Annotated in this window: 27 protein-coding genes; 19 read left to right on the top strand and 8 right to left on the bottom strand. The window is 59.9% G+C overall.

All coding sequences use genetic code 11. The features are described from left to right. Window positions 1-134 precede the first annotated feature (134 nt). A complete protein-coding gene (locus tag OC537_RS18415) occupies window positions 135-1,331 on the top strand; it encodes a NupC/NupG family nucleoside CNT transporter (RefSeq protein ID WP_111912147.1) in 1,197 nt (398 codons plus the stop codon). A gap of 596 nt (window positions 1,332-1,927) precedes the next feature. Here OC537_RS18415 and OC537_RS18420 read toward each other — a convergent pair. Together OC537_RS18420 and arfB are read right to left on the bottom strand one after the other, a co-directional pair. Further along, window positions 1,928-2,422, bottom strand: a complete 495-nt coding sequence (locus tag OC537_RS18420) for a methylated-DNA--[protein]-cysteine S-methyltransferase (protein ID WP_262113444.1) — start codon at window positions 2,420-2,422, stop codon at window positions 1,928-1,930. Between the two features lie 27 nt (window positions 2,423-2,449). After that, window positions 2,450-2,866 (bottom strand): alternative ribosome rescue aminoacyl-tRNA hydrolase ArfB, encoded by a 417-nt coding sequence (arfB, locus tag OC537_RS18425; protein WP_262113446.1) that lies wholly within the window; start codon window positions 2,864-2,866, stop codon window positions 2,450-2,452. 201 nt (window positions 2,867-3,067) lie between these two features. Between arfB and glnK the strand changes: the two genes are divergently transcribed. The 5 genes from glnK to OC537_RS18455 all read left to right on the top strand — a co-directional run bounded on the left by glnK (window position 3,068) and on the right by OC537_RS18455 (window position 8,577). Next, window positions 3,068-3,406 carry a P-II family nitrogen regulator gene (glnK, locus tag OC537_RS18430; protein WP_005332325.1) on the top strand — a complete coding sequence of 113 codons (339 nt, stop codon included), beginning with the start codon at window positions 3,068-3,070 and terminating at the stop codon, window positions 3,404-3,406. Window positions 3,407-3,648: 242 nt separating this feature from the next. After that, window positions 3,649-4,656, top strand: coding sequence for a Fe(3+) ABC transporter substrate-binding protein (locus OC537_RS18435; protein ID WP_163149534.1), 1,008 nt, complete (start codon window positions 3,649-3,651; stop codon window positions 4,654-4,656). A gap of 39 nt (window positions 4,657-4,695) precedes the next feature. Further along, window positions 4,696-6,321, top strand: a complete 1,626-nt coding sequence (locus OC537_RS18440) for an ABC transporter permease (protein ID WP_262113450.1) — start codon at window positions 4,696-4,698, stop codon at window positions 6,319-6,321. 234 nt (window positions 6,322-6,555) lie between these two features. Then, the gene (locus OC537_RS18450) at window positions 6,556-7,590 is read left to right on the top strand and encodes an ABC transporter ATP-binding protein (RefSeq protein WP_262113453.1); all 1,035 of its coding nucleotides are present in this window, start codon (window positions 6,556-6,558) and stop codon (window positions 7,588-7,590) included. Window positions 7,591-7,671: 81 nt separating this feature from the next. After that, complete coding sequence (locus OC537_RS18455; RefSeq protein WP_262113455.1) at window positions 7,672-8,577, top strand: Dyp-type peroxidase; 906 nt, start codon at window positions 7,672-7,674, stop codon at window positions 8,575-8,577. Window positions 8,578-8,655: 78 nt separating this feature from the next. On the opposite strand, the gene argR is transcribed toward OC537_RS18455, so the two are convergent. Then, window positions 8,656-9,126 carry a transcriptional regulator ArgR gene (argR, locus tag OC537_RS18460; RefSeq protein ID WP_005308670.1) on the bottom strand — a complete coding sequence of 157 codons (471 nt, stop codon included), beginning with the start codon at window positions 9,124-9,126 and terminating at the stop codon, window positions 8,656-8,658. A 200-nt stretch (window positions 9,127-9,326) separates the two neighbouring features. Between argR and OC537_RS18465 the strand changes: the two genes are divergently transcribed. The 6 genes from OC537_RS18465 (at window position 9,327) to OC537_RS18490 (ending at window position 14,315) form a co-directional block, all read left to right on the top strand. After that, the gene (locus OC537_RS18465; protein ID WP_163135598.1) at window positions 9,327-10,067 is read left to right on the top strand and encodes an ATP-binding cassette domain-containing protein; all 741 of its coding nucleotides are present in this window, start codon (window positions 9,327-9,329) and stop codon (window positions 10,065-10,067) included. Between the two features lie 24 nt (window positions 10,068-10,091). Further along, complete coding sequence (locus tag OC537_RS18470) at window positions 10,092-10,829, top strand: transporter substrate-binding domain-containing protein (RefSeq protein WP_025325686.1); 738 nt, start codon at window positions 10,092-10,094, stop codon at window positions 10,827-10,829. Window positions 10,830-10,832: 3 nt separating this feature from the next. Next, window positions 10,833-11,483, top strand: coding sequence for an arginine ABC transporter permease ArtQ (artQ, locus tag OC537_RS18475; protein ID WP_171275409.1), 651 nt, complete (start codon window positions 10,833-10,835; stop codon window positions 11,481-11,483). A 2-nt stretch (window positions 11,484-11,485) separates the two neighbouring features. Continuing rightward, window positions 11,486-12,148, top strand: coding sequence for an arginine ABC transporter permease ArtM (gene artM, locus OC537_RS18480; protein ID WP_139743708.1), 663 nt, complete (start codon window positions 11,486-11,488; stop codon window positions 12,146-12,148). Window positions 12,149-12,390: 242 nt separating this feature from the next. Beyond that, a complete protein-coding gene (mdh, locus tag OC537_RS18485; RefSeq protein ID WP_111912157.1) occupies window positions 12,391-13,326 on the top strand; it encodes a malate dehydrogenase in 936 nt (311 codons plus the stop codon). A 398-nt stretch (window positions 13,327-13,724) separates the two neighbouring features. After that, complete coding sequence (locus tag OC537_RS18490; protein ID WP_262113795.1) at window positions 13,725-14,315, top strand: tetratricopeptide repeat protein; 591 nt, start codon at window positions 13,725-13,727, stop codon at window positions 14,313-14,315. An 86-nt stretch (window positions 14,316-14,401) separates the two neighbouring features. Here OC537_RS18490 and hmpA read toward each other — a convergent pair whose 3' ends face one another. After that, window positions 14,402-15,595: an NO-inducible flavohemoprotein gene (gene hmpA, locus OC537_RS18495; RefSeq protein WP_262113461.1), complete on the bottom strand. Its 1,194-nt coding sequence runs from the start codon at window positions 15,593-15,595 to the stop codon at window positions 14,402-14,404. A 111-nt stretch (window positions 15,596-15,706) separates the two neighbouring features. On the opposite strand from hmpA, the gene OC537_RS18500 reads away from it, so the two are divergent. Further along, window positions 15,707-16,174, top strand: a complete 468-nt coding sequence (locus OC537_RS18500) for an Rrf2 family transcriptional regulator (RefSeq protein ID WP_106885000.1) — start codon at window positions 15,707-15,709, stop codon at window positions 16,172-16,174. A gap of 31 nt (window positions 16,175-16,205) precedes the next feature. Here OC537_RS18500 and OC537_RS18505 read toward each other — a convergent pair whose 3' ends face one another. Both OC537_RS18505 and OC537_RS18510 read right to left on the bottom strand, forming a co-directional pair. Next, entirely contained in the window at window positions 16,206-17,486 is a 1,281-nt protein-coding gene (locus OC537_RS18505) for an HlyC/CorC family transporter (protein ID WP_262113462.1), read from the bottom strand. A 40-nt stretch (window positions 17,487-17,526) separates the two neighbouring features. Further along, window positions 17,527-18,318, bottom strand: a complete 792-nt coding sequence (locus OC537_RS18510) for an inner membrane protein YpjD (protein WP_041204421.1) — start codon at window positions 18,316-18,318, stop codon at window positions 17,527-17,529. Window positions 18,319-18,604: 286 nt separating this feature from the next. Between OC537_RS18510 and ffh the strand changes: the two genes are divergently transcribed. The 5 genes from ffh (at window position 18,605) to rplS (ending at window position 22,122) form a co-directional block, all read left to right on the top strand. Next, entirely contained in the window at window positions 18,605-19,984 is a 1,380-nt protein-coding gene (gene ffh, locus OC537_RS18515) for a signal recognition particle protein (RefSeq protein ID WP_139436841.1), read from the top strand. A gap of 179 nt (window positions 19,985-20,163) precedes the next feature. Beyond that, complete coding sequence (gene rpsP, locus OC537_RS18520) at window positions 20,164-20,412, top strand: 30S ribosomal protein S16 (protein WP_025325696.1); 249 nt, start codon at window positions 20,164-20,166, stop codon at window positions 20,410-20,412. A gap of 24 nt (window positions 20,413-20,436) precedes the next feature. Continuing rightward, window positions 20,437-20,958 carry a ribosome maturation factor RimM gene (gene rimM / locus OC537_RS18525; RefSeq protein ID WP_005332346.1) on the top strand — a complete coding sequence of 174 codons (522 nt, stop codon included), beginning with the start codon at window positions 20,437-20,439 and terminating at the stop codon, window positions 20,956-20,958. A gap of 34 nt (window positions 20,959-20,992) precedes the next feature. Further along, window positions 20,993-21,742, top strand: coding sequence for a tRNA (guanosine(37)-N1)-methyltransferase TrmD (gene trmD / locus OC537_RS18530; RefSeq protein ID WP_011704631.1), 750 nt, complete (start codon window positions 20,993-20,995; stop codon window positions 21,740-21,742). Window positions 21,743-21,774: 32 nt separating this feature from the next. After that, window positions 21,775-22,122, top strand: coding sequence for a 50S ribosomal protein L19 (gene rplS, locus OC537_RS18535; RefSeq protein WP_005313505.1), 348 nt, complete (start codon window positions 21,775-21,777; stop codon window positions 22,120-22,122). Between the two features lie 129 nt (window positions 22,123-22,251). Here the strand turns inward: rplS and OC537_RS18540 are convergent, their stop codons facing one another. Further along, window positions 22,252-22,575: an isoamylase early set domain-containing protein gene (locus OC537_RS18540; RefSeq protein WP_005332348.1), complete on the bottom strand. Its 324-nt coding sequence runs from the start codon at window positions 22,573-22,575 to the stop codon at window positions 22,252-22,254. A gap of 83 nt (window positions 22,576-22,658) precedes the next feature. Then, window positions 22,659-23,333, bottom strand: coding sequence for a DNA mismatch repair endonuclease MutH (gene mutH, locus OC537_RS18545; RefSeq protein ID WP_163149523.1), 675 nt, complete (start codon window positions 23,331-23,333; stop codon window positions 22,659-22,661). Window positions 23,334-24,065: 732 nt separating this feature from the next. Between mutH and rppH the strand changes: the two genes are divergently transcribed. Then, a complete protein-coding gene (rppH, locus tag OC537_RS18550; RefSeq protein ID WP_106884997.1) occupies window positions 24,066-24,593 on the top strand; it encodes an RNA pyrophosphohydrolase in 528 nt (175 codons plus the stop codon). Window positions 24,594-24,606: the final 13 nt, after the last annotated feature.

Below are 24,606 nucleotides of genomic sequence, written 5' to 3' on the forward strand. Positions count from 1 at the left end.
CAAATCAGCCAGTTGGCGCAACCGATATCGTGCAAACGTTTTTGCTAACAGAGTTGTAACCAGGTGGGCTTGCAGTGATGGGGGCAGGGGAGCAGAATCCGCGCCCATCTTCAGTCCCACTAGATGGAATCCCTATGATCGCCCTGCTCGGCATCTTGAGTATCCTGGCACTAGCCGCACTCTGTTCTGATAATCGTCGTCGTATCCCGTTGAGAACAGTGGGTCTCGCCCTCTGCCTGCAAGTCCTCTTCGCCGCCCTGGTGCTCTGGCTGCCCGCCGGTCAGAGCGTGCTCAACGGCGTCAGCGAGAGCGTCAGCAGCGTGATCGGCTACGGTCAGGAGGGGATCGCCTTCCTGTTCGGCGACCTGGCCAAGTTCAAGCTGGGCTTCATCTTCGCGTTCAACGTGCTGCCGGTCATCATCTTCTTCTCCGCGGTGATCGCCATCCTCTACCACATCGGCATCATGCCGCGGGTCATCGCCCTGCTGGGAGGCGGCCTGCAGAAGCTGCTGGGCACCGGCCGTGCCGAGAGTCTCTCCGCCACCGCCAACATCTTCGTCGGCATGGTGGAGGCGCCTCTGGTGGTCAAGCCCTACCTCTCCAAGATGTCTGACTCCCAGTTCTTCGCGGTGATGAGCTGCGGTCTCGCCTCAGTGGCCGGTGGCACCCTGGTGGGCTATGCCAGCATAGGGGTCGAACTGAAATACCTGATCGCCGCCGCCTTCATGTCGGCGCCTGCCGGTCTGGCCATGGCCAAGATCCTGGTGCCGCCCGGTGCCGATGAGGTGGATCACCATCAGGACGTGGAGATCCCCCGCGCCACCAACGTGATCGAAGCGGCGGCCGATGGCGCCATGTCCGGCCTCAATATCGCTGTGGCGGTGGGCGCGACCCTGCTGGCCTTCGTCGGCGTGATTGCTATGCTCAACGGCCTGCTGGGCTGGGCCGGTGATCTGGTGGGGCTGGATCTGAGCTTCCAGATCATCCTGGGCTGGCTGTTCGCCCCCGTCTCCTGGCTGATCGGCGTGCCTTGGGATCAGGCCCAGGCGGCCGGGGCGCTTATCGGCACCAAGATTGTCATCAACGAGTTCGTCGCCTTCATCGCCCTGGTGCAGGATCAGACGCTGGACGAGTCGAGCAAGGCCATAGTTACCTTCGCCCTGTGCGGTTTCGCCAACATCTCCTCCATGGCGATCCTCATCGGTGGCCTGGGGGCCATGGTGCCGGAGCGCAAGTCCTTCATCGCTCGTTACGGCATGCGCGCCATCCTGGCGGGGGTGCTGGCAAACCTGATGAGCGCCTCGCTCGCGGGTCTGTTCCTCGCCCTCTGAGTGCCCTCGAGGCTAGCGTCTTCAGATCAAAGCCCGCTTCGGCGGGCTTTCTTGTGGCCGTTGTCGGGCAAAAAAAAAGCGCCTCAGAGGAGGCGCGGGGAAAAAGACAGATTGGAAGCGTCACATGGGTGCCACTTGAATGAGGGATGAGCCGTGCCATCCAAGTGTGAGTGCATCATGCCTTTCCCAGTCTGAAGCCCTTCTGAGGCGATTCTTCATACTATGTTCATTTTGCTAAACGCCCGGCGGCGTCAGCTCGAAGCCTCTGTTCTCCAGATTCAGTGCCAGCAACCAGCGTTGTGAACGGGATGCCGCCGGCTAACCAAGGGTCAGGGAGTCAGCGTGAAGTGGTCGACAGTCTGTTGTTCCAGCGCCAGCAACCAGTGTTGTGAACGGGATGCCGCCGGCTAACCAGGGGTCAGGGAGTCAGCGTGAAGTGGTCGACAGTCTGTTGCTCCAATGCCAGCAACCAGTGTTGTGAACGGGATGCCGCCGGCTAACCAGGGGTCAGGGAGTCAGTGTGAAGTGGTCGACAGTCTGTTGTTCCAGCGCCAGCAACCAGTGTTGTGAACGGGATGCCGCCGGCTAACCAGGGGTCAGGGAGTCAGTGTGAAGTTGTCGACAGTCTGTTGCTCCAGCGCCAGCAGCCAGCGCTTGATGGGGATGCCGCCGGCGTACCCCGTCAGCGCGCCGCTGCTGCCTATCACCCTGTGGCAGGGCACTATGATGCTGAGCGGGTTGCGGCCGTTGGCCGCCCCGACGGCCCGCACCGCCTTGGGGTTGCCGATGGCCTGGGCTATCTCGAGGTAGCTGACGGTCTCGCCGTAGGGGATGTCGCACAGGGCGCGCCACACCGACTGCTGGAAGGGGGTGCCTCTGGCGGCGAGCGGCAGCGTGAAGCGCCGCAGCCGGCCGGCAAAGTAGGCCTCGAACTGCTCTAGGTAGGGGGCCAGGGCCACATCGTCCCGCTGCCACTGCGCCCTGGGGGTCACCGGCTGCTCCCCCCGCACGAACTCCACGAAGCGCAGGCCATCCTGGTCGATGGCGACCAGCAGCGGGCCCTGGGCGCTGTCACAAAAGCTGTATCTCATGAATCTCTCTTCCTCGGCCTGAACGGCTCACTCCATCCCGGGCTTGCCACGGGCCGACTTGATCTCGCCCTTGCGCTTCTTGGCGTCGACCCGCTTGCGTTGGGAGCTGCGGGTCGGCTTGGTGGCATGGCGGGCCTTGGGGCGCCAGGCGGCCTTTTTCAGCAGTTCGGTCAGGCGGCTCATGGCCTCCTTGCGGTTCATGTCCTGGCTGCGGTGGGTCTCGACCCTGATCTGGATGAAACCATCGTGAACCCGGCTGTCGGCGAGTTTCTCCAGCCCCTCCTTGTAGAGATCCGGCAGGCTGGGGGAGTCGCGATAATCGAAGCGCAGCCAGACGGCGGAGTCCGTCTTGTTGACGTGCTGGCCCCCGGCACCCTGGGCGCGCATGGTCTGAAACTGCAGCTCATGCCAGGGAATGATCACGCTGTTGGAGATGACTAACATGGGGTGATGCTCTCATTTGGTGCATCAAGGGAGTCTGGTGCAGCTTGGTGCCTCATTATGGGGCGAGATGCGCTTCCTTGGTGATCCTGGGCCGAAACGGCTCAAGGGTTAATGGCTATCTTTATGAAAATAAACAATAAAAATACTTGGCACAAGAATTGATGACCCATTCGTGACATACCATGGATTGGGAGCAACCAGATGAAGCTGATTACTGCGATTATCAAACCTTTCAAGTTGGACGACGTGCGCGAGGCCATCGCCAACTTGGGGGTCGAGGGTCTGACCGTGTCCGAGGTCAAGGGCTTCGGTCGCCAGAAGGGGCACACCGAATTATACCGGGGTGCCGAGTACCAGGTCGACTTCCTGCCGAAGGTAAAGCTGGAGATCGCCACCGCCGACGAGAACGTGGAAGGGGTGATCGAGGCCATCTGCAAGGCGGCTTATACCGGCAAGATAGGGGACGGCAAGATTTTCGTCTATGACCTGCTGCAGGCAGTGCGTATCCGTACTGGCGAGAGCGACGACGAGGCGCTGTGATGCCGCGCCAGGGCCCCGGCCACTGAGCCGACCGGGTTGAGCGCTCAGGCCCTGCCGGGCCGATAGCAAAAGAGAATGCGTGATCATGGAGAGACTGGGTGGGATTCCATCCGGTCTTTTTGTTTTGGCGACGATTAAATATGTGGCCTTACCTCTGCAAACCGCCTTGATCCTCTCATCCTGATTCATGCAGAATGCAAACGAAAATAGTTATCACTTTATGCACAGACAAGGAATGGATGATGAAAATGAAGATGTTGGCGCTGCTGTTCTCCTCGCTGATCGCCCAGTCGGCCTTTGCCGCCGCTGAAGTGAATGTCTACTCCAATCGGCAGGATGAGCTGATCAAGCCCATCATCCAGCAGTTCGAGAAAGAGACCGGGATCAAGGTCAACGTGGTGTTTGCCAAAGAGGGGCTGAACGAGCGCCTGGAGCGCGAAGGCAAGCTCTCCCCGGCGGATCTGATGCTGACCGTCGACATCAGCCGTCTGACCGATCTGGTGGACAAGGATCTGGTGCAGCCGGTGGACAGCAAGACGCTGCAGGAGAACATCCCCTCCATCTATCGCGATCCGGACAACAAGTGGTTCGCCCTGACCACCCGGGTGCGCGCCATCTACTCCAGCAAGGATCGTCTCGGCAAGCTCGACACCATCCGCTACGAAGATCTGGTCAAGCCTGAATTCAAAGGAAAAATTTGTACCCGCAGCGGCAAGCACGAGTACAATGTGGCGCTGGTTTCGTCCATGATTGCCCATCACGGCATGGCGGACACCAAGACCTGGCTGGAAGGGGTCAAGGCCAACCTGGCGCGCAAGCCGCAAGGCAACGACCGGGATCAGGTCAAGGCGATCAAGGACGGTATCTGTGATGTCTCCCTCGGCAACAGCTATTACCTGGGCGCCATGCTGAAAGATCCAGCGCAGAAATCCTGGGCCGAGGCGGTTTACATCAACTTCCCGAACCAGGCTGATCGCGGTGCCCACGTCAACGTGAGCGGCGTGGCCATGACCAAGTACGCCAAGAACAAGGAAGCCGCCCAGAAGCTGATGGAGTTCCTCTCTGGCGATACCGCCCAGCATATGTATGCGGACGTGAATGCCGAGTATCCGGTCAAGGCCGGGGTCGAGCCTTCCGCCATGGTCAAGTCCTGGGGTAGTTTCAAGTCTGACCCCATGCCGGTCAGCGACTATGCCAAGCACCGCAAGGACGCCTTGCAGCTGCTGGATGAAGTGAAATTCGACTTGTAATCAGATGGGGCCTAAGGCCCCATCAATCGCTGTGGTCTCATGAAAAATTTTGGATGGATTGCCGGCAGCTGGGCCACCGCCCTGCTGCTGGGTTTACCGGTGCTTGCCCTCATCTTCTCTGCCTTCTCGGCAGACGGAGACCTGTTTCGCCACCTCGCCGATACGGTACTGCTCGATTACCTTGGCAACACCTCAGGGCTGGTGCTGGGGGTAGTGCTGCTCAGCCTGCTGTTCGGGGTGCCCACCGCCTGGCTGGTCGCCATGTGCCAGGTGCCGGGGCGCCGCGCCCTGCAGTGGGCGCTGATGCTGCCCATGGCCATGCCCTCCTACATAGTGGCTTACGTCTATACCGACCTGCTCGACTACTCGGGCCCGCTGCAGGCGGGGCTGAGATCCCTGTTTGACTGGCAGAGCCCGGCCGATTACTGGTTCCCGGCCATCCGCTCCCTGGGCGGTGCCGCCTGGGTGCTGGCGCTGGTGCTCTTCCCCTATGTCTATCTGCTGGCGCGCGCCTCCTTCCTGGAGCAGTCAGTCAGCCTGATCCACTCCAGCCGATTGCTCGGTTGCACCCCCTGGCAGAGCTTTCGTCGCCTCAGCTTGCCCCTGGCCCGTCCTGCCATCATGGTGGGAGCGTCGCTGGTGGCGATGGAGACACTGGCAGACTTCGCCACCGTCCACTTCTTTGCCATCAACACCCTGACGACGGCCATTTACGACACCTGGCTCGGCTATGGCAGCCTGGCCACAGCCGCCCGGCTCTCCTGCCTGATGCTGCTGGCTGTGGTGCTGCTCATCGCCCTGGAGCGCCGTTCCCGCCAGCGTCAGCAGGTGTTCCAGAAATCCATGGGCCATGAGCAGCCCCTGCGCTACCCCCTCAAGGGGGCCAGCCGTCTGCTGGCCGGGCTCTGGTGCTGGGGGCTGGTGCTGGCCGGTTTCGGCCTGCCGTTCGTGATACTGCTGGACTACGGGGTGCGCTATTTCGCACTGTCGTGGACGCCGGAATTCGTGCGTTTCGCTGGCAACAGTCTGCTCATCTCGGCACTGACTGCCCTGCTCGCCATGGCCATAGCCCTGTTGCTCGGCTTCTTCCGCCGCCTCGATGGCGGCCCCCGCAGCCTGCTGCCCCTGCGCATCGCCGCCACCGGCTATGCCATGCCGGGCACAGTGCTGGCCATCGGGGTACTGGTACCGCTGACGGCGCTCGACTTTGGTCTCAACGATCTGGCCGAGTGGCTCGGGATGCAAGGGCCCGGCCTGCTGCTGACCGGCACCCTCACCGCCATCGTATTTGGCTACCTGGTGCGCTTCGTGGCCATCGCCATCGGCTCGGTGGAGAGCAGCATGGGCAAGATCTCCCCCAGCCTCGACATGGCGGCCCGCTCCCTGGGGCTGGGGACAGGGGGCATGCTGCGCCGGGTGCATCTGCCCCTGGTGAGACGCGGCCTCTTTGCCGGTGCCATGCTGGTGTTCATCGAATCCATGAAGGAGCTGCCCGCGGCTTTGCTGCTGCGGCCGTTCAACTTCGAGACCCTGGCCACCCACGTCTACCAGTTCGTCTCGGACGAGATGCTGGAGCGGGGGGCGCTCGGCGCCATCGTCATAGTGCTGGTGGGGCTGGTGCCGCTTATCTGGGTCAACCGCAGCCTGGACAGCCCGGGGCATTGAGTCGCCACGTCGGCCAATGAAATTGCATGCGGTGTGCTTGACCGAAAGGCAGCGCACCGCCAGAAACGAGAGGAAGTCTGTCTTGTCTTGCTTGCAAGTAGAGAAGGTAAGCTGCCGTTACAACGGTCAGAACGTGCTGGAGCAGCTCTCCCTGACGGTGGCCGACAACGAGATCGTCTGCCTGAGCTTGGTAGCGAGTGGCTGCGCTGAATTTAACACGAGAGGAACCGAGTCGTGTCTTGCTTGCAAGTAGAGAAGGTAAGCTGCCGTTACAACGGCCAGAACGTGCTGGAACAGCTCTCCCTGACGGTGGCCGACAACGAGATCGTCTGCCTGCTCGGAGCGAGTGGCTGTGGCAAGACCACGCTGCTCAAGGCGGTCGCCGGCCTGCTGCCGTTGGCGGAGGGCAGCATTCGTCTGGGGGATACCCTGCTGGATGGGCCCGGCGTGACGGTCTCGCCTGAGCGTCGCCACATCGGCATGATCTTTCAGGATTACGCCCTCTTCCCCCATCTGACGGTGGCCGAGAACATCGGCTTCGGGCTGACCCGGGTGCCTCGCGACAGCCGCCAGCAGCAGATCGACGAGGCGCTGACCCTGGTCAACCTGCAGGGGCTGGGGGATCGCTATCCCCATCAGCTCTCCGGTGGCCAGCAGCAGCGGGTTGCCATCGCTCGCGCCCTGGTCTGCAAGCCCAAGTTGATGCTACTGGACGAGCCCTTCTCCAACATCGACACCCAGGTGAGGATGAAGCTGATCCTGGAGATCCGCGCCCTGCTCAAGCGTCAGGGAATCGGCGCCATCTTCGTCAGCCACAGCAAGGAGGAGGCGTTCGCCTTCGCCGATCGGCTGGCGCTGTTCCGGGCCGGTCATATCGAGCAGGTGGGGCAGCCGGAGCAGCTCTATCGCCGCCCCGAGAACCGCTTCGTGGCGGAGTTTCTCGGCGGGGTCAACTATCTGGCGGCCGAGGTGGTGGACAGCCACTGCGTGCAGACATCGCTCGGGGTCATCTGTGGCCATGAGCCGCACGGTCGCGTCCCGGGAGAGCGGCTGCAGCTGATGCTCAGGCCCCAGCAGTTGGCGTTGGCAGCCGCCGCTGACGGCGACTTGCTGGTGCGGGAGCAGCAGTTCCTCGGCCATCACTGCCGGGTGCTGGTGGAGTGCGCCGGTCAGGTGCTGGAGGCCAGCATAGGGGAGCCTCTTGAAGGGGAGAGGGCGCGGGTGACCGTGGCCCCCCATGCCCTGGTGCTGTTCGAACAGATGCCCTGATAGTGATGTGAAATCAAGGAATTGACCCCGTTCCGGTTTATAATCCCGCCACGCCCATAGCCAATGTCTTTGGAGAGAGAAATGAAAGCCCAAGCCGGGATCTGCGCAGAGCCGAATCTGCATGCCCTCTATCTGATGTTCAATCGCACCGGTGACGGTGCCGAGCTGGCGGCCCGTCTGGCCAAGCTGCCGGTTCTGTGGGATGCGGTGAGTGCCGATTTCCCCGACGCCGGTTTCAGCGGTCTGGTCGCCGTCGGCGCCGAGGGCTGGGATGCCATCTACCCTGCCGCCCGTCCGCCCCAGTTCCGTGGCTTTATGGCGCAGTCTGCCAACGGCCAGGAGGCCCCGAATACCCCGTTCGATCTCTTCGTGCAGCTGCGCGCGGATCGGGTCGACGTGCTCCATCACGCCGGGCAGCGGGTGATGGCGCTGCTGGCCAGCCTGGTGGCGCTGGCCGAAGAGGTGCGTGGTTTCCGCAATCTGGATTGCCGGGATCTGACCGGTTTCGTCGACGGCACCGAGAACCCCCAGGATGAGCACAGGGCCGAGGTGGCGCTGCTGGAGGGGGGCGAGTTTGCCGGCGGATCCTATGTCCATGTCCAGCGCTGGGTGCATGCCATGAGCGACTGGGAGAAGCTGGCCCTGAAGGAGCAGGAAGACATCATTGGCCGTACCAAGGCAGACAACATCGAGTACGAGTCGGCCGACAAGCCGCTGACCTCCCACATCAAGCGGGTCAACCTCAAGACCCCGAAGGGAGAGTCCATGGAGATACTGCGCCAGAGCATGCCCTGGGGCACCATGACCGAGCAGGGGCTCTACTTCATCTCCTGCTGCCGCACTCCGCTGCACTTCAATGCCATGCTGGCCAGCATGTACAAGGGGGAGGGCAGCCACTTCGATCACCTGCTGCGCTTCACCAGGGCGGTGACAGGGGCCGCCTTCTTCGCCCCCTCCATCGATTTTCTGGTCGCCCAAGGTAAGTAACGACTTGCCGAACGCGCAGAAACAAAAATCCCGGCCTTGGCCGGGATTTTTCGTTCAGGTGGCGCGAGCGCGACCGGATCAGGGGGTCTGTTCGAACAGCTCGAGGGCGGAGAGGTAGAGCTCTTCGATGTCGGTGTCGCTGGTCGGGGTGATGAAGATGGTGTCATCACCGGCTATGGTGCCGAGGATACCTTCGGCCTTGCCGAGGGAGTCGAGCAGGCGGGCGATGAGCTGGGCCGCACCCGGGCTGGTGTGGATCACTACCAGGGCACCGTTGTGGTCGACATCCAGTACCAGATTCTTGAGCGGGCTGGAGGTGGTGGGCACACCCAGCTCCACCGGCAGGCAGTAGACCATCTCCATCTTGGCGTTGCGGGTGCGAACGGCGCCGAAGCGGCTCAGCATGCGCGAGACCTTGGACTGGTTGATGTTCTCAAAGCCCATCTCTTGCAGGGCAGTGACTATCTCTGCCTGGGAGCCAAAGCGCTCCTCTTTCAGCAAGGCTTTAAAGGCCTTGGCCAGTTTTTCTTGCTTGTCGTTATGTTTCATCTTGGACTCACGAATGAGGGAGGTGACCGCCTGTCACGCTCAGGCGGCAGATACGAACAGCGCTGCTATTTTGCATTCATATGCCTGTTTTGGCAAGGAAGCGGCGCTTGTTCTGCATATTGATTCAAATATAGCTTGCATCAACTTATGCTGGCGCTAGAATCAGGACGAAATTTTGAAAACTTATTCAATTGGGCTGTATGGGTATCGAATTAATCGGCATCGAAAAATCCTGGCACAAGGTGCCGGTACTGCAACAGGTCAGCTTCCGGACCGCACCCGGCGAGACCCTGGTATTGCTGGGCCCGAGCGGTGCGGGCAAGAGTTCGCTGCTGCGGATGATGAACCTGCTGGACACCCCGGATGCGGGTGTGCTGCGCATAGCGGACAGTGAATTTTCTTTCCCGTCCAGCCTCTCTGCCGCGGAATTCAACCGTCAGGCCCAGGCCTTGCGCCGCAAGGTGGGCATGGTGTTCCAGCAGTACAATCTGTGGCCCCATCTCACCGTGATGGAGAACCTGATTGAAGCCCCCGTCAAGGTGCTGGGCATGAGCCGCGAGGCCGCCATCGAGAAGGGCGCCTACCTGTTGGCCCAGTTGCAGCTGGCCGACAAGCGGGATGCCTGGCCTGCGCGCCTCTCCGGTGGTCAGCAGCAGCGGGTGGCCATAGCCCGTACCCTGATGATGGATCCCCAGGTGCTGCTGTTCGATGAACCGACCGCGGCGCTCGATCCTGAAATAACCAAAGAGGTGGCGGAGATCATCCGCACCCTGAGCCAGACCGGCATCACTCAGGTGGTGGTGACCCACGAGGTGGAATTCGCCCGCAAGGTGGCCAGTCAGGTGATTTATCTGGAGAAGGGGCGGATCATCGAATCCGGCACCGCCGCCATCTTCCAATCTCCGCAAACCAGCCGGTTTGCCGAATTCTTGATGCATTGATACTGAATCGATAAGGAAGCTGTCATGAAAAAGAGTCTGTTGCTGGTTGCTGCCATGGGTCTGCTGAGCACCTCGGTGCTGGCCAAGGAGATCAAGTTCGCCACCGAGGCCACCTATGCGCCGTTCGAATACCTGGATGACAAGAACGAATTCCAGGGCTTTGACATCGATCTGGCTCGCGCCGTCTGCGAGCAGGCCAAGCTGGAGTGCAGCTTCCATAACCAGGCCTTCGACAGCCTGATCCCCAGCCTCAAGTTCCGTCGCTATGACGCCGTCATCGCCGCCATGGACGTGACCCCGGAGCGGGCCGCCCAGGTCGACTTCTCCGACATCTATTACGAGAACTCGGCGGTCTTCGTGGCCAAGAAGGGTGCCTTCAAGGGGCCTGAAGAGCTGGTGGACAAGACGGTCGGCGTGCAGAACGGCACCTCCCACCAGTCCTACCTGGTGGACAACTGGGTGAGCAAGGGTCTGCTGACCGTGCCCTACGCCAGCTACCAGAGCGCCTTCCTCGACATGATGAACGGTCGCACCGACGGCGTCTTCGCCGACACCGCCGTCGCCGCCGACTGGCTCAAGCAGCACAAGGAGTACGCTGTCATCGGCACGCCGGTGACCGACGCCAAGTACTTCGGTACCGGCTTTGGCATCGCAGTGGCCAAGGGCAACCAGGAACTGCTGACTCAGCTGAATAAGGGGCTGGCCGAGATCAAGGCCAACGGCACCTATCAGAAGATCTATGACAAGTACTTCGCGCAGTAAGCCATGCTGAGCCTGTTGTTGGATGCAGCCTGGATGACCCTGGGGCTGGCCTTGGCATCACTGGTCGGGGGCATGGCGCTTGCGCTGGCGTTCAGCGCCGCCGAGCTCAGCAAGCGCAGTTGGCTGGTGTGGCCTGTGGCCACGCTGACCACGCTCATTCGTGGTTTGCCCGAGCTGCTGGTGGTGCTGTTCATCTACTTCGGCTCGACCCAGGTGCTCTTCCTCATCACCGGCGAGTACGTGGAGTTCAGCCCCTTCGCCTGCGGCGTGCTGGCGCTCTCCCTGCTGTTCGCGAGCTATGCGACCCAGACCCTGCGGGCGGCGCTCAATGCGGTGCCCGCCGGGCAGCGGCTGGCGGCGCTGGCGCTGGGCCTTGGCAAGAGCCACATCTTCTTTCGCATCGTGCTGCCCCAAGCCTGGCGCCATGCCTTGCCGGGGCTCGGCAACCAGTGGCTGGTGTTGCTGAAAGACACTGCCCTGGTCTCCCTCATCGGGGTGAACGAGATGATGCGCCAGGCTCAGATGGCTTCGGCCAGCACCTATGAACCCTTCACCTGGTATGCCGCTGCGGCCCTCATCTACCTGGCCATCAGCCTGGTGAGCGAGTTCGGCCTCAAGCAGGCTGCCAACTATACCCGCCGTTACGGAGGCTGATCATGCAGGATTACCTGATGACCCTGCTGGGGGGGCTGGCCATCACCCTGCAGCTCACCGCGCTCAGCCTGCTGCTCGGCGTGCTGCTGGCGGCTGGCATGACCTGGGTGCTGGAGCGCCGCATTCCGGTGGCGACCCAGCTGGTGCAGCTGTGGGTGCTGATCTTCACCGGCACGCCTCTGCTCATCCAGATCTTCCTCATCTACTACGGGCCGGGTCAGTTCGAGTGGCTCAAGGCAGGGCCGCTCTGGCCGCTGCTCAAGCAGCCCTGGTTCTGCGCCGTGCTGGCGCTGGGCTTCAATACCGCGGCTTATTCCACCCGGCTGTTCAAGGGGGCGCTCGATGCCATCCCCGCCGGCGAGGTGGAAGCCTGCCGGGCGCTCGGTTTCTCGGCAGGGCAGACCCTGTGGATGAAGGCGCGTCACGCCGCCCGTCGACTGGTGCCTGCCTACTCCAACGAGGTGATCCTGGTGCTCAAGGGCAGTTCCCTCGCCAGTACCATCACCATCATGGACATCATGGGGCTGGCCCAGCGTCTCAACGCCCAGACCTATGACACCCTGGCGGTGTTCACCGTGGCCGGTGGCCTCTACCTGACCATGAATGGATTGTTAACAATTGGTTTCCGCTGGTGCGAGAAGCGAGCACTGGCATTCCAGTCCTGAAGCAGTCGTATTTACCTCTTAATGGTGAGGGAGGCACAGGAAATCTGTGTCTTTCCTCCCATTTATCGCATATTCCTCTCCGCTTTCGTCGCCGCTTGTTCCCTGGCTCACAGAACCCGTGATTACAACTGTTATCAGATTGTTTTTTAGCAGGGGATCCTTTAAGGTGAGGCGCACAATAAGAAACAGCGTTAACCCAACTAGAAACAACCTTAAACCTACGCTTAGACATGGAGTTGATCATGAAAGTTGCCGTTCTGGGTGCCGCCGGTGGCATCGGCCAAGCCCTTGCTCTGCTGTTGAAAAATCGCCTGCCTGCCGGTTCCGAATTGAGCCTGTATGATATTGCCCCGGTCACTCCGGGCGTGGCGGCGGACCTGAGCCATATCCCGACTGACGTGAAAGTAAAAGGTTTCTGCGGTGAAGATCCGAGCCCTGCTCTGGTCGGCGCCGATGTCGTGCTGATCTCTGCCGGCGTGGCGCGCAAGCCCGGCATGGATCGTTCCGATCTGTTCAACATCAACGCCGGTATCGTCAAGAACCTGGTGGAGAAGTGTGCCGTTACCTGCCCCAAGGCACTGATCGGCATCATCACCAACCCGGTCAACACCACGGTCGCCATCGCCGCCGAAGTGTTGAAGAAGGCCGGTGTCTATGACAAGCGTCGCCTGTTCGGCGTGACCACCCTGGACGTCATCCGTGGCGAGACCTTCGTGGCCGAGGCCAAGGGCCTGAACATCGACAAGATCCGCGTCAACGTGATCGGTGGCCACAGTGGCGTGACCATTCTGCCGCTGCTGTCCCAGATCGAAGGGGCCAGCTTCACCGCAGAAGAAGCGGCTGCCATGACCAAGCGCATCCAGAATGCCGGTACCGAAGTGGTGGAAGCCAAGGCCGGTGGCGGTTCTGCCACTCTCTCCATGGGTCAGGCGGCCTGCCGCTTCGGCCTGTCCCTCATCAAGGGTCTGCAGGGCGAAGCCAACGTCATCGAGTGCGCCTATGTGGAAGGCAATGGCGAGCACGCCACCTTCTTCGCGCAGCCGGTACTGCTGGGCAAGAACGGTGTCGAGAGCGTGCTGGACTACGGCAAGCTGAGCGCCTTCGAGCAAGAGTCCATGGACAGCATGCTGGCTACCCTGAAGGCCGATATCCAGCTGGGTGTCGACTTCGTCAAATAAGCCGCAGCGTCGATCATGAGGGGAGCCCAGGCTCCCCTTTGTCATTTCCGGGGTTTGCCATGGCGGACTAAGGAGATGGACCCGGCTGCCGATAAAGAGGGCAGCAGGAGATCCCTATGATGAAACCCAGTACCCTCATCGGCCTCGTCGGTCTGTGCAGCCTCCCCTTGCAGGGGGCCGAGCCGGTATCCGCGGCCACGCCAACCCAGTCGGTGGCGGCCACCTCCTTCCCGGTGCCCTCGTCGGTCTTGCCATCGAGCGCACCAGTGCCGGTTGCGTCAGCGACCCCGGCCACCGCAGCTGTACCGTCAACCGCGGTGCCGGCGGCTGATCCGGTCCCTGTGCTGTCGACCCTTGCCGCACCCGCCCCCGTGGCATCAGCCCCTGCGGCTGCACCGCTGCCCAAGGCGGTGAACCCTGGCTCCCTGGTCACCGGAGATCTGCAGGCGGTGCCGCTCTATCGCCAGGACGAACTGCTCAACTGGATAGAGCAGGGACGTCATCTGACCCGGGTGAAGCAGGACAGGTGCCAGCTGACCCAGGACATAGAGGCGCGCGCCTCTGTGATGAAGATTCCGGCCTATCAGTTCCTGTGGGGGGACATGCTGGCCTGGGGCGTCTGCATCAAGCCGGACGCTCAGGTCGGCGTGCAATACATGTGGGAGGCGGCCAATCAGGGCCTGGCCCCGGCACTGGAGCAGCTGGGGCGCTATTACTGGAAAGGCATCCTGGTCCAGAAGGATCTGGTGCGGGCCGAGACCCTGATGCGGGAGGCCGCCAGCCTGGGTTTCCAGCGGGCCCAGATAGAGTGGGTCGAGATGCTGCTGCAGGGCATGGGCAGTCCGCTGGATTACGAAGAGGCCTATCATTGGCTGCACGGCGCCGTCATCGGCGACAAGGTGACCCACCAGAAGGCCGCGAGTTTGCTGAGCCGGCTCGGTAATCGCATGCCCGCCAATGCCATCGCCCGCGCCAAGGCGATGCACTAGGCTCGGCAAGCCAGGTCACTGGATACAACAAGGCCCACGAACCTGCGTTCGTGGGCCTTGTGCATTTCCCCGGGCAGGAGGCGGGATCAGAGATCCTGATGGGGGCCGAATACCTCGTAGTGCATTCTGTCTGCGGGGACGCTCAGGGCCAGCAACTGGGTCTTGATCGCTTTCATGAAGCCCAGAGGACCGCAGAAGTAGTAGTGGGCGTTGGCCGGGATGAGGTCCGTGACCTGTTCCAGCGCCATGGTGCCGCTGAAGTCGTAGTCCTTCCCCTGCACGTCCTGCTCGGCAGGCACCCTGTACCAGACCCGGCTCTGCAAGCTGGCGTGCTGGCGGCTCTTGGCCTGGATCTCATCCTTGAAGGCGTGCTGGGTGCCATGCTCGCAGGCATGGAGCCAGCGGATTTCAGTTCCCGCTTGTTCGGCCAGCAACTGGTTGAGCATGCTCAGCATGGGGGTCAGGCCCACCCCGGCGGAGAGCAGCACCACTGGGGTGGCCGTCTCGGTCTGCAGGAAGAAGTCCCCCGCCGGCGGCATCAGCGCCACCTCGTCACCGACATGAAGCTTGTCATGCAGCAGGTTGGAGGCCTGGCCCTGGGGCTCGCGCTTGACGCTGATGCGGTAGTCGTGGCCATTGGGGGCATCGGAGAGGGAGTATTGACGGATCTCCTGATGCGCCAGCGACGGGTGATTGAGCCTGATGCTGATATATTGCCCCGGCTTGAAGCGCAGCACGGGCTTGCCGTCGACGGGCGCCAGCACGAAGGAGGTGACAAGCTCGCTCTCCTGGCGCTTCTCCTTGATGAGGAAGGGGCGGGCCCCTTGCCAACCACCGAGCTCGCTCGCCTTCTCCCGGTAGAGCTCGCCCTCCCGACCTATGAAGATGTCGGCCAGCACGCCATAGGCCTTGCCCCAGGCCTCCAGCACCTCGTCCGTCACCGCACTGCCACCCATTTCTTTGAGCGTGGCCAAGAGATGACTACCCACAATGTGATATTGTTCCGGCTGGATCAGGAAACCCGTGTGCTTGTGGGCGATGCGTTCCACGGCTCCGGCCAGGGCCCCCAAGTTGTCGATATTCCTGGCGTAGGCCGCCACGGCACTGAACAGAGCCAGGGGCTGACCGCCACTGCGCTGATGGGCCAGGTTGAACACATCCTTCAACTCGGGGTTGTGGTTGAACATGCGCTGGTAGAAGTGCTGGGTGAGGGCAGGCCCCGTCGATTCGAGCAAAGGAATGGTGCTCTTGATGACGGCGATGGTGGCTTGGTCTAACATAGGAGGTCCTTTCTAATTGAACATCTGGAATGTCACTTAATAAGTTGCATCCTAAATGTTTAATTGATCTGGATCAATCATCAATTCTTTGCGCTATGCGCCACAGGCACTATGAGACTAACAAGTTATACCGATTTTGGATTGAGAGCCCTGCTATATCTGGCCACCTTGCCGGAGGGGGAGTTGTCGAGCGTGGCCAAGGTGTCTGCCTTGTATGACGTCTCTCGCAATCACATGGTGAAGGTGGTGAACCAGCTGGTGAAGCTGGGTTATCTGCAGTCCCAGCGTGGCAAGAATGGCGGGATCCGCATGGCCTGTTCCCCTGAGAGCGTGAACATAGGCCAGGTGATCCGGGCGCTGGAAGGTAATCTGGACGGCATCGACTGCAACTCGCCGGTGTGCCACATCGTCTCTGTCTGTCTGCTCAAGAGTGCCTTGAAGGAGGCGATGAACGCCTTCCTGGCGGTGATGGACGGCTATACGCTGCAAGACTTGCTGGCCAACCGCGACGAGCTGCAGCAGGTGTTCGGCGAGTTGATCCCGACCCTGGTGCTGGAGCCGGATGACGAGAACGAGTGAGACGAAAAAGGCTGCCATCGGCAGCCTTTTTTCAATCCTCGTAACCTGACTCGTTACGGTAGAGATGTGGCATGATCCTCGCCATCTTCACCATGTTGTTCTCGACTTCGAGGATCTCGATGGGATAGCCCGCCAGCCTGACGCTGATGTTGGGCTGGGGGATCTCCTCCAGGTACTCCAGGATCACCCCGTTGAGGGTGCGCGGGCCGTCGATGGGCAGGTGCCAGTGCATCTCCTTGTTCAGCTCGCGGATGCTGGCGGAGCCTTCCACCAGGAAGGAGCCGTCCGGCTGGGGGTGGATCTCGTCGCTCGGCGCCGGGGCCATGGAGGTGGTGAAGTCGCCCACTATCTCTTCCAGGATGTCATCCAGGGTGATCAGCCCCTGAATATCGCCATACTCGTCGACAATCAGCCCGATCCTCTCCTTGTTGCGCTGGAACTTGGCCAGCTGCACGTTGAGCGGCGTGCCCTGTGGAATGAAGTAGATGGGATCGACTTCCCGCAGCAGACTGGACTTGCTGAACTGGTCTCTGGCGACCAGCCTGAGGGCGTCACGAGAGTGTAAAAATCCGACAACGTCGTCGATATTGTCGCGATAGAGCAGGATCTTGGTATGGGCGCAGTGAGCCAGCTGGCGCAATATGCTCTTCCAGTCGTCATTGATGTCGATGGCAGAGATCTCGCTGCGTGGCACCATGATGTTTTCCACCGTCATCTTGTCCAGATCCAGAATGCTGATCAGCATCTCCTGATGGCGCTGGGGGATGAGGCTGCCCGCTTCGTTGACTATGGTGCGCAGCTCTTCGGTGTTGAGGGAGTCATCCTTGCGATGTTCCAGCCGCAGCAACTTGAGCAAGAGGTTGGTGATGCTGTTGATGAGCCAGACCAGGGGGGCGAAGGGTACCATCAGCCCCTTGAGGATCCAGGAGGCGGGGTAGGCGATGCGTTCGGGAAACATGGCCGCCAGTGTCTTGGGGGTGACTTCCCCAAATATCAGCACCACCAGGGTGAGGCCGAAGGTGGCAACGGCGACGCCGATGTCCCCGAACAGCCGGATGCAGACTATGGTGGCGATGGCGGAGGCCAGGATGTTGACCAGGTTGTTGCCGATGAGGATGAGGCCAAGCAGGCGGTCCGGTCGGGCCAGCAGCTTTTCGACCCGACGGGCCGCCTTGTGCTTGGTTTGGGCCAGATGCCGCAACTTGTAGCGGTTAAGGGACATCAGACCGGTTTCAGAACTGGAGAAGAAGGCTGACAAAACAATCAAAATAACGAGAACAATCAGTAATGTGCTCGTTGAGATACTGTCCAAGAAGGGCTCCTGTTGGGATGGTTTTGGGGTGGCTGAACCGTCAGCTCAGCAAGACTTCCTTGACGAAGCGGCTGCCAAAGTAGGCCAGGGTCAGGATGACGCTGCCGATGAGGCTCAGCATGATGACCTTGCGACCACGCCAGCCACGGGTGTGGTGACCCCACAGCAGCAAGGCATAGACGCACCAGGCCAGGATCGAGAGGATGGCCTTGTGGGATTTGCCCTGGGCGAACATGTCTTCCAGGAAGAACAGACCCGAGGCGATGGAGAGCGTCAGCAGCAAGAGGCCCGCGGAGATGAGCTGGAACAGCCGCTTCTCTACCGTCATCAGGGGCGGCATGGCGGGCAGATGGCTGATCTTTCTGGACTTTAGCTGCCGATCCAAGCAGGCAAGCTGGAGCGCAAAGAGGCAGGCGATCATCAGCACCGAATAGGCCATCAAGGCGAGCCCTATGTGCAGCAGCAGTTGGGGATGAGCTTCCAGATGGGTGATGTAGCGACCCGGTATGAGGGCGCTGGCGGCGAGCAGCAAGGCCGAGAAGCTGTAGACCACGGGCAGCAGGATCCAGCCGTTGAAACGGCGGGTGACGCAGGTCATGAAACAGCTGATGATGAGGCTGACCAGGGACGCGACGTTCAACATGCTGAGATTCTGGCCGGAATGGGTGGCCAGCACCTCGCTTCCCACCGCCACGCCATGGGCGGTCAGGGCCAGGCCGACACAGGCAAACAGCGACACCTGCCCGACGGGCTTGGCGCTGAGCAGCAGGTGCAGAGAGGCGATGATGGCCAGCAGGTAAAACGCCAGGGCCAGAACAGAGATCACGATCATAACCAGGTCGTTGTCGAACAAGCTTTTATGGATAAGAGGGGCAGTATACCTTGCACAAGATATGCTCGCCAGTTGTGCCAGGGGCTAACTGCCCATATATAAGTAGCAGCTGACGGCCCCGTGCGGCGAATAATCGTCCTCCGGCGTTGACTGGGGTATAATGCCCTCCATTTGTTACACCCGCTCATTCGATGGCGGGTCACCGCCGCAAGCGGTGAGTAATCGTCCTCACAGTGCTGACTGGGGTATAATGCCCCCATTGTTACGCCAAGAATCGGAATGCGTCATGTTTGAGAATTTGACTGAACGACTCTCGCGCACCCTGCGCAATGTCAGTGGCCGTGGCCGGCTGACCGAAGAGAACATCAAGGATACCTTGCGTGAAGTGCGCATGGCGCTGCTCGAGGCGGACGTGGCCCTGCCGGTGGTGCGTGACTTCGTTGCCCGCGTGAAAGAACGTGCCGTCGGCCAGGAAGTGGCCAAGTCCCTGAGCCCGGGCCAGGCCTTCATCAAGATAGTGCATGGCGAGCTGGTCTCCGTCATGGGGGAGGCGAACGAGCAGCTCAATCTGGCCGCCCAGCCGCCGGCCATCATACTGATGGCGGGCCTGCAGGGGGCCGGTAAGACCACGACTGTGGGCAAGCTCGCCAAGCTGCTCAAAGAGCGCCACAAGAAGAAGGTGCTGGTCGTCAGTGCCGACGTCTATCGCCCCGCGGCGATCAAGCAGCTCGAGACTCTGGCCAACGACATCTCTGTCGATTTCTTCCCGAGCGATGTGACCCAGAAGCCGGTGGCGATCGCCACCGCCGCCATCGATCAGGCGCGCAAGAAGTTCTATGACGTGGTGATCGTCGATACCGCCGGTCGTCTGCACGTGGACACCGAGATGATGGCGGAGATCCAGGATCTTCACGCCACCATCAAGCCGGTCGAGACCCTGTTCGTGGTGGATGCCATGACAGGTCAGGATGCCGCCAATACCGCCAAGGCATTCAACGAAGCGCTGCCGCTCACCGGCGTCATCCTCACCAAGGCGGACGGCGACGCCCGCGGCGGTGCCGCCCTGTCGGTGCGCCACATCACCGGCAAGCCGGTCAAGTTCATCGGTATGGGCGAGAAGACCGATGCCCTTGAGCCCTTCCACCCGGACCGACTCGCGTCCCGTATCCTCGGCATGGGCGATGTGCTGTCGCTTATCGAGGAAGTGGAACGCACCGTCGACAAGGAGAAAGCCGCCAAGCTGGCCAGCAAGGTCAAGAGCGGCAAGGGCTTCGATCTGGAAGATTTCCGCGAACAGCTGGCCCAGATGCGCAACATGGGCGGCATGATGGGCATGCTCGACAAGCTGCCCGGCATGTCCGGTCTGCCGGATAATGTGAAAGATCAGATGGATGACAAGATCACAGTGCGGATGGAGGCCATCATCAGCTCCATGACGCCTAAGGAGCGTGCCCATCCCGATCTCATCAAGGGCTCCCGCAAGCGTCGCATCGCCGCGGGTTCCGGTATGCAGGTGCAAGACGTGAACAAGCTGCTCAAGCAGTTCACCGAGATGCAGCGCATGATGAAGAAGATGTCCGGCAAGGGCGGCATGCGCAAGATGATGGGCCAGATGAAGAACATGCTGCCGCCCGGATTCGGTGGTGGCGGACGCGGTCCGTTCTGATGTTCCTGCTTGTCAGGCAAAAAGGCTCACCTCGGTGAGCCTTTTTCATGCCAGCTCCTGCGCAAAAAATAGCAGGCTTGGTTGCAATTATTACGAATCCAAGTAGAATTACGCGGCTTATTTTAAGCTAGGGTCTGCGTATTTGCAGGCCTTGTTCATTAGATGTTCATGAGGACGATATGGTAACCATTCGTTTACAACGTGGTGGCGCGAAAAAGCGTCCGTTCTACCAGGTAGTAGTTTCTGACAGCCGTTGCGCCCGTGACGGTCGCTTCATCGAGCGCGTTGGTTTCTTCAACCCGGTTGCTGCTGGTAACGCTGAAAAGCTGAACCTGGACCTGGCTCGTATCGAGCATTGGGTTGCTACTGGTGCCGCTGTTTCTGACCGCGTTGCCAAGCTGATCAAAGACGCTAAAAAAGCTGCTTAATCAGCCAAACGGTAAGGAGTTAAGGTGGAAAAACCTATAGTTCTGGGCACCCTGGGTACCGTCTACGGCATCAAGGGCTGGCTTAAAGTGAACTCCTTCACCGATGTTGCCGAAGCGATTTTCGATTACAACCCCTGGCTGATCAATCAGAACGGGGTGTGGCGTGAGATTCAGGTTTCGGCCTGGAAGCGTCACAACAAGGGTCTGATCTGCAAACTCGATGGTATCGATGTTCGCGAGGATGCCCTGGCATTGACCAATGTCGAGATTGGCGTAGCCGCCGATCTGTTGCCTGCGTTGCCTGAAGGTGAGTTCTACTGGCGTGACCTGATTGGTTGCTCCGTGATGACCACCAAGGGATACGACCTGGGCAAGGTGACCGAATTGATGGAAACCGGCTCCAACGATGTGTTGGTGGTTGAGGCCAATGTAAAAGATGCCTTTGGTGCAAAGGAGCGGCTGATCCCGTTCCTGGAAGAGCAGGTGATCAAGAACATTGATCTGACTGCTCGAACAATCGAAGTTGATTGGGATCCTGGTTTCTAGTTTCCCGCGCTAACACGGGTGCCGGAGGTTTCTTATGTGGATTGGGGTGATTAGCCTCTTCCCGGAAATGTTCCGAGCCATTACCGAGCACGGGGTAACGGGTCGGGCCGTCAAGAGTGGCCTGCTGCAGATTGAGTGCTGGAACCCTCGGGATTTCACCCACGACAAGCACCGTACGGTCGATGATCGTCCTTATGGTGGTGGGCCTGGGATGCTGATGATGGTTCAGCCGCTGCGTGATGCGATTCATGCAGCCAAGCAAGCGGCGGGAGACGGGGCGAAAGTCATCTATCTCTCTCCTCAGGGGCGCAAGCTGACTCAAGCGGGCGTAACCGAGTTGGCGACGAATCAGAAACTGATTCTGGTCGCCGGTCGATACGAAGGTATCGATGAACGCGTGATACAAACCGAAGTCGACGAAGAGTGGTCTATCGGGGATTACGTGTTAAGTGGTGGCGAGTTGCCTGCCATGACCCTGATCGATGCGGTTTCGCGTCTGGTCCCCGGGGTCCTGGGCGATCAGGCCAGTGCCGAGCAGGACTCCTTCACGGATGGCCTGCTGGATCATCCCCACTACACTCGGCCGGAGTTGTTGGATGGATTGGCGGTGCCCGAGGCGCTGACAAGCGGCAATCACGAAGTGATTCGGCGCTGGCGTCTCAAGCAGTCGCTCGGACGAACCTGGCAGAGAAGGCCGGAACTTATTAACAACCTAGCTCTGACTGACGAGCAAGAATCACTTCTTGCCGAGTATGTCCGCGAAGTGCGTGACAGCGTTAAGTAGAGTTTTCAGTTTATCCTAGGTAAGGAAAGACAATGAGCAAGATTATTCAGCAGCTTGAACAAGAGCAACTGCGTACCGACATCCCGGCTTTTGCCCAGGGCGACACCGTACGTGTTCAAGTTCGTGTTAAAGAAGGTGGTAAAGAGCGTCTGCAGGCTTTCGAAGGCATCGTCATTGCCAAGCGTAACCGCGGTCTGCACTCTGCTTTCACCGTTCGCAAGATCTCCAACGGCGAAGGTGTTGAGCGTGTATTCCAGACTCACTCTCCGCTGATCCACAGTGTAGAACTGAAGCGTCGTGGTGATGTTCGCCGCGCCAAGCTGTACTACCTGCGCAACCTGTCCGGCAAAGCTGCTCGTATCAAAGAGAAGCTCAACTAATTCGATTCGAATTGGTGTCGGTATGTCGGCGAAAAGCTCGACAGGTAGTGAAAAGGCTCGCCAATGGCGAGCCTTTTTTGTGTCTGTAATTCGGGTATCGGTCAGAGGTGTTAGTGTTCTGGTCGTCGTCTACTGGCTGACCCGCACCACAGAGTTGTCGCGCCCGAAGGGGCCGGGCACGTAGTCGTCCGCTTCCCAGTCGTTGTCATAACGGGTCTCCCCGTCCGGCTGCACCAGCTGGTAGCAATACTCGAAATGGCTGGGGCCATCGGTGGGAAGGTTGAGGGTCGCCTTGAACTCCCCGCTCTTCATTCTTTTCAATTCAATGGGTTGCCACTGGCTGAACTCCCCCAGCAGCAAGACCTGTTCGGCCTCGCCTGCGGCCTCTTTTTCTACTGCGAAGGTCACCTTGACCTCGGGGCGGGACTTGAGAAATTGCTTGTTGATCGGCATATCGACTCCTTGTCACTGACTGCGAAGAAAGTAGTGCTGTTCATTTTTATATCACTTTATGACAAGGATGTTGATAGCAATCGTCAGGCAGGCAGGGCGAAATGACGCCGAAGCAACTGGTGAGTGAAGTCAATCTTGAGGTAGAAGCCCCTTGGCAGTGTCTGGATCGGCTGGCCATTGCGGCCGATGGCGCGGGTCAGTGCCTTGCTGTTGGCCGCCTTGGGGCGCAGTTGCATGACCTGGCCGTGGCGGGCACTGATCTGCTCCACCTCCCCCAGCACTATCATGTCCATCAGCTCCTCCCAATCCTGACGCAGCAACCTCTCTTCTTCTTCGTTCGGGCTCCACAGCAACGGCATGCCGACCCGGCGCTCACCGACGGGGATGGTGCGGCTGCCCTCCACCGGGATCCAGAGTACCCGCGACAGCTTGTTGCGCACATTGGACTCCTCCCAGCGCTGGCCACTGATCCCGATGAGGGGGGCGACGCAGACGAAGGTGGTTTCCAGCGGTTTGCCCTGAGGATCGATCGGGATCGTCTTGAGCTCTATGCCGAGATCGGGGAAGTCCTGCTCCGGTCGGCTACCCGCGCTGGCCCCCAGCTGCCACTCGATCAACTGGCCGATCCAGCCCTTGTCCCGCCGGAGATCCCGTGGCACCGGGATGCCGGCCGTCGCTGCGAGCTGAGCCAGAGTGAAGCCCGCCATGGCGTAGGCGCGCGCCAGCAATTCCTGCTCTGACTGTGGGTTGTCGGGCATGAGGGGCTCCTGTTGGCGAGAAGGGGTGGACAAGTGTGATCCTGACAGAGGATCGCTGTTTTTGTAACCGATCCTTGCCCGGCTATACACAGGGGGGGCAGGATCGTGAATTTTAATCTATGGCAATGATTTTAAAGGAATTTGACTTTTTTCTCCAGCCTGGATAACGGGAGGATCCCGGTTGCTGCGAGTTGTCCAAGGGTTTGGCCTGGCTGTTGCACATAGTTATCCACAGAAATCTTGGATAAGTGACATAAAGTGGTGATACAGGGCCCGGCATCAGAAATAAATGTGAGAGCACGCCGATTTTTCTCGCCATATCGGTGCAGATAATGCGCCATCCTTGTGGATAAACTAGCCTTGGTGGATCTTTGAACAGTCGAACTTGTTCACAATTGACAGCCAGGATCCTCGGGCGCAAAAGACATGGATCTTGATCCAGTCTTTAAATATTAACTGTATGTATTTAAATGAATATTTTGTTTTTATATGAATCGGGTATGATACGGCATGATTTGAAGTCGTAGTATAAAACTACTGTATATACCCGCTTGATCACAGGCTTATGCACAGTCTGGGTGGGCAACTTGCGGAGCTTGTCCTTCCGGTTTGTTTATAACTTTGCTTGAAATGCCAAGTTATTCATGAGTGGAAGATGACAGTCCCTGTTTGCCGCCACGGGGTGAATGTGGAACAATCTCTTTATAGATTCAGCCTTTATAAGGTGATCACGTGATAGATGGCGACGGATTTCGTCCCAATGTCGGCATCGTGATCTGTAACCGTGACGGGCAAGTATTGTGGGCTAAGCGCTATGGGCAGCACTCCTGGCAGTTTCCGCAGGGGGGAGTTGATGATGGTGAATCGCCGGAACAGGCCATGTATCGTGAGCTGTATGAGGAGATAGGCCTCAAGCCCGAGGATGTGACCATACTGGCGACCAGTCGCAACTGGCTGAAGTATCGCTTACCCAAACGACTCGTTCGCTGGGACAGTTCACCGGTCTGTATTGGCCAGAAGCAGAAATGGTTTTTGTTGCAGCTCGATCCTGGCAGAGAGTCCAGGATCCAGTTCGGCTGTCATGGTCACCCGGAATTTGATGATTGGCGTTGGGTCAGCTTCTGGTACCCGGTTCGTCAGGTCGTCTCCTTCAAGCGGGAAGTTTACCGCCGGGTGATGAAGGAGTTTGCCCCGCTGGCCATGCCGGTGCCGGTGGTGCAGGTTAATCGAAAGGATGGGCGGCGCAACCGCTCGCGCTAAGGAGCACAATTAG

The sequence above is a fragment of the Aeromonas sp. Marseille-Q5825 genome (genome assembly GCF_946892685.1).
GTDB classification, from domain to species: Bacteria; Pseudomonadota; Gammaproteobacteria; order Enterobacterales; family Aeromonadaceae; genus Aeromonas; species Aeromonas rivipollensis.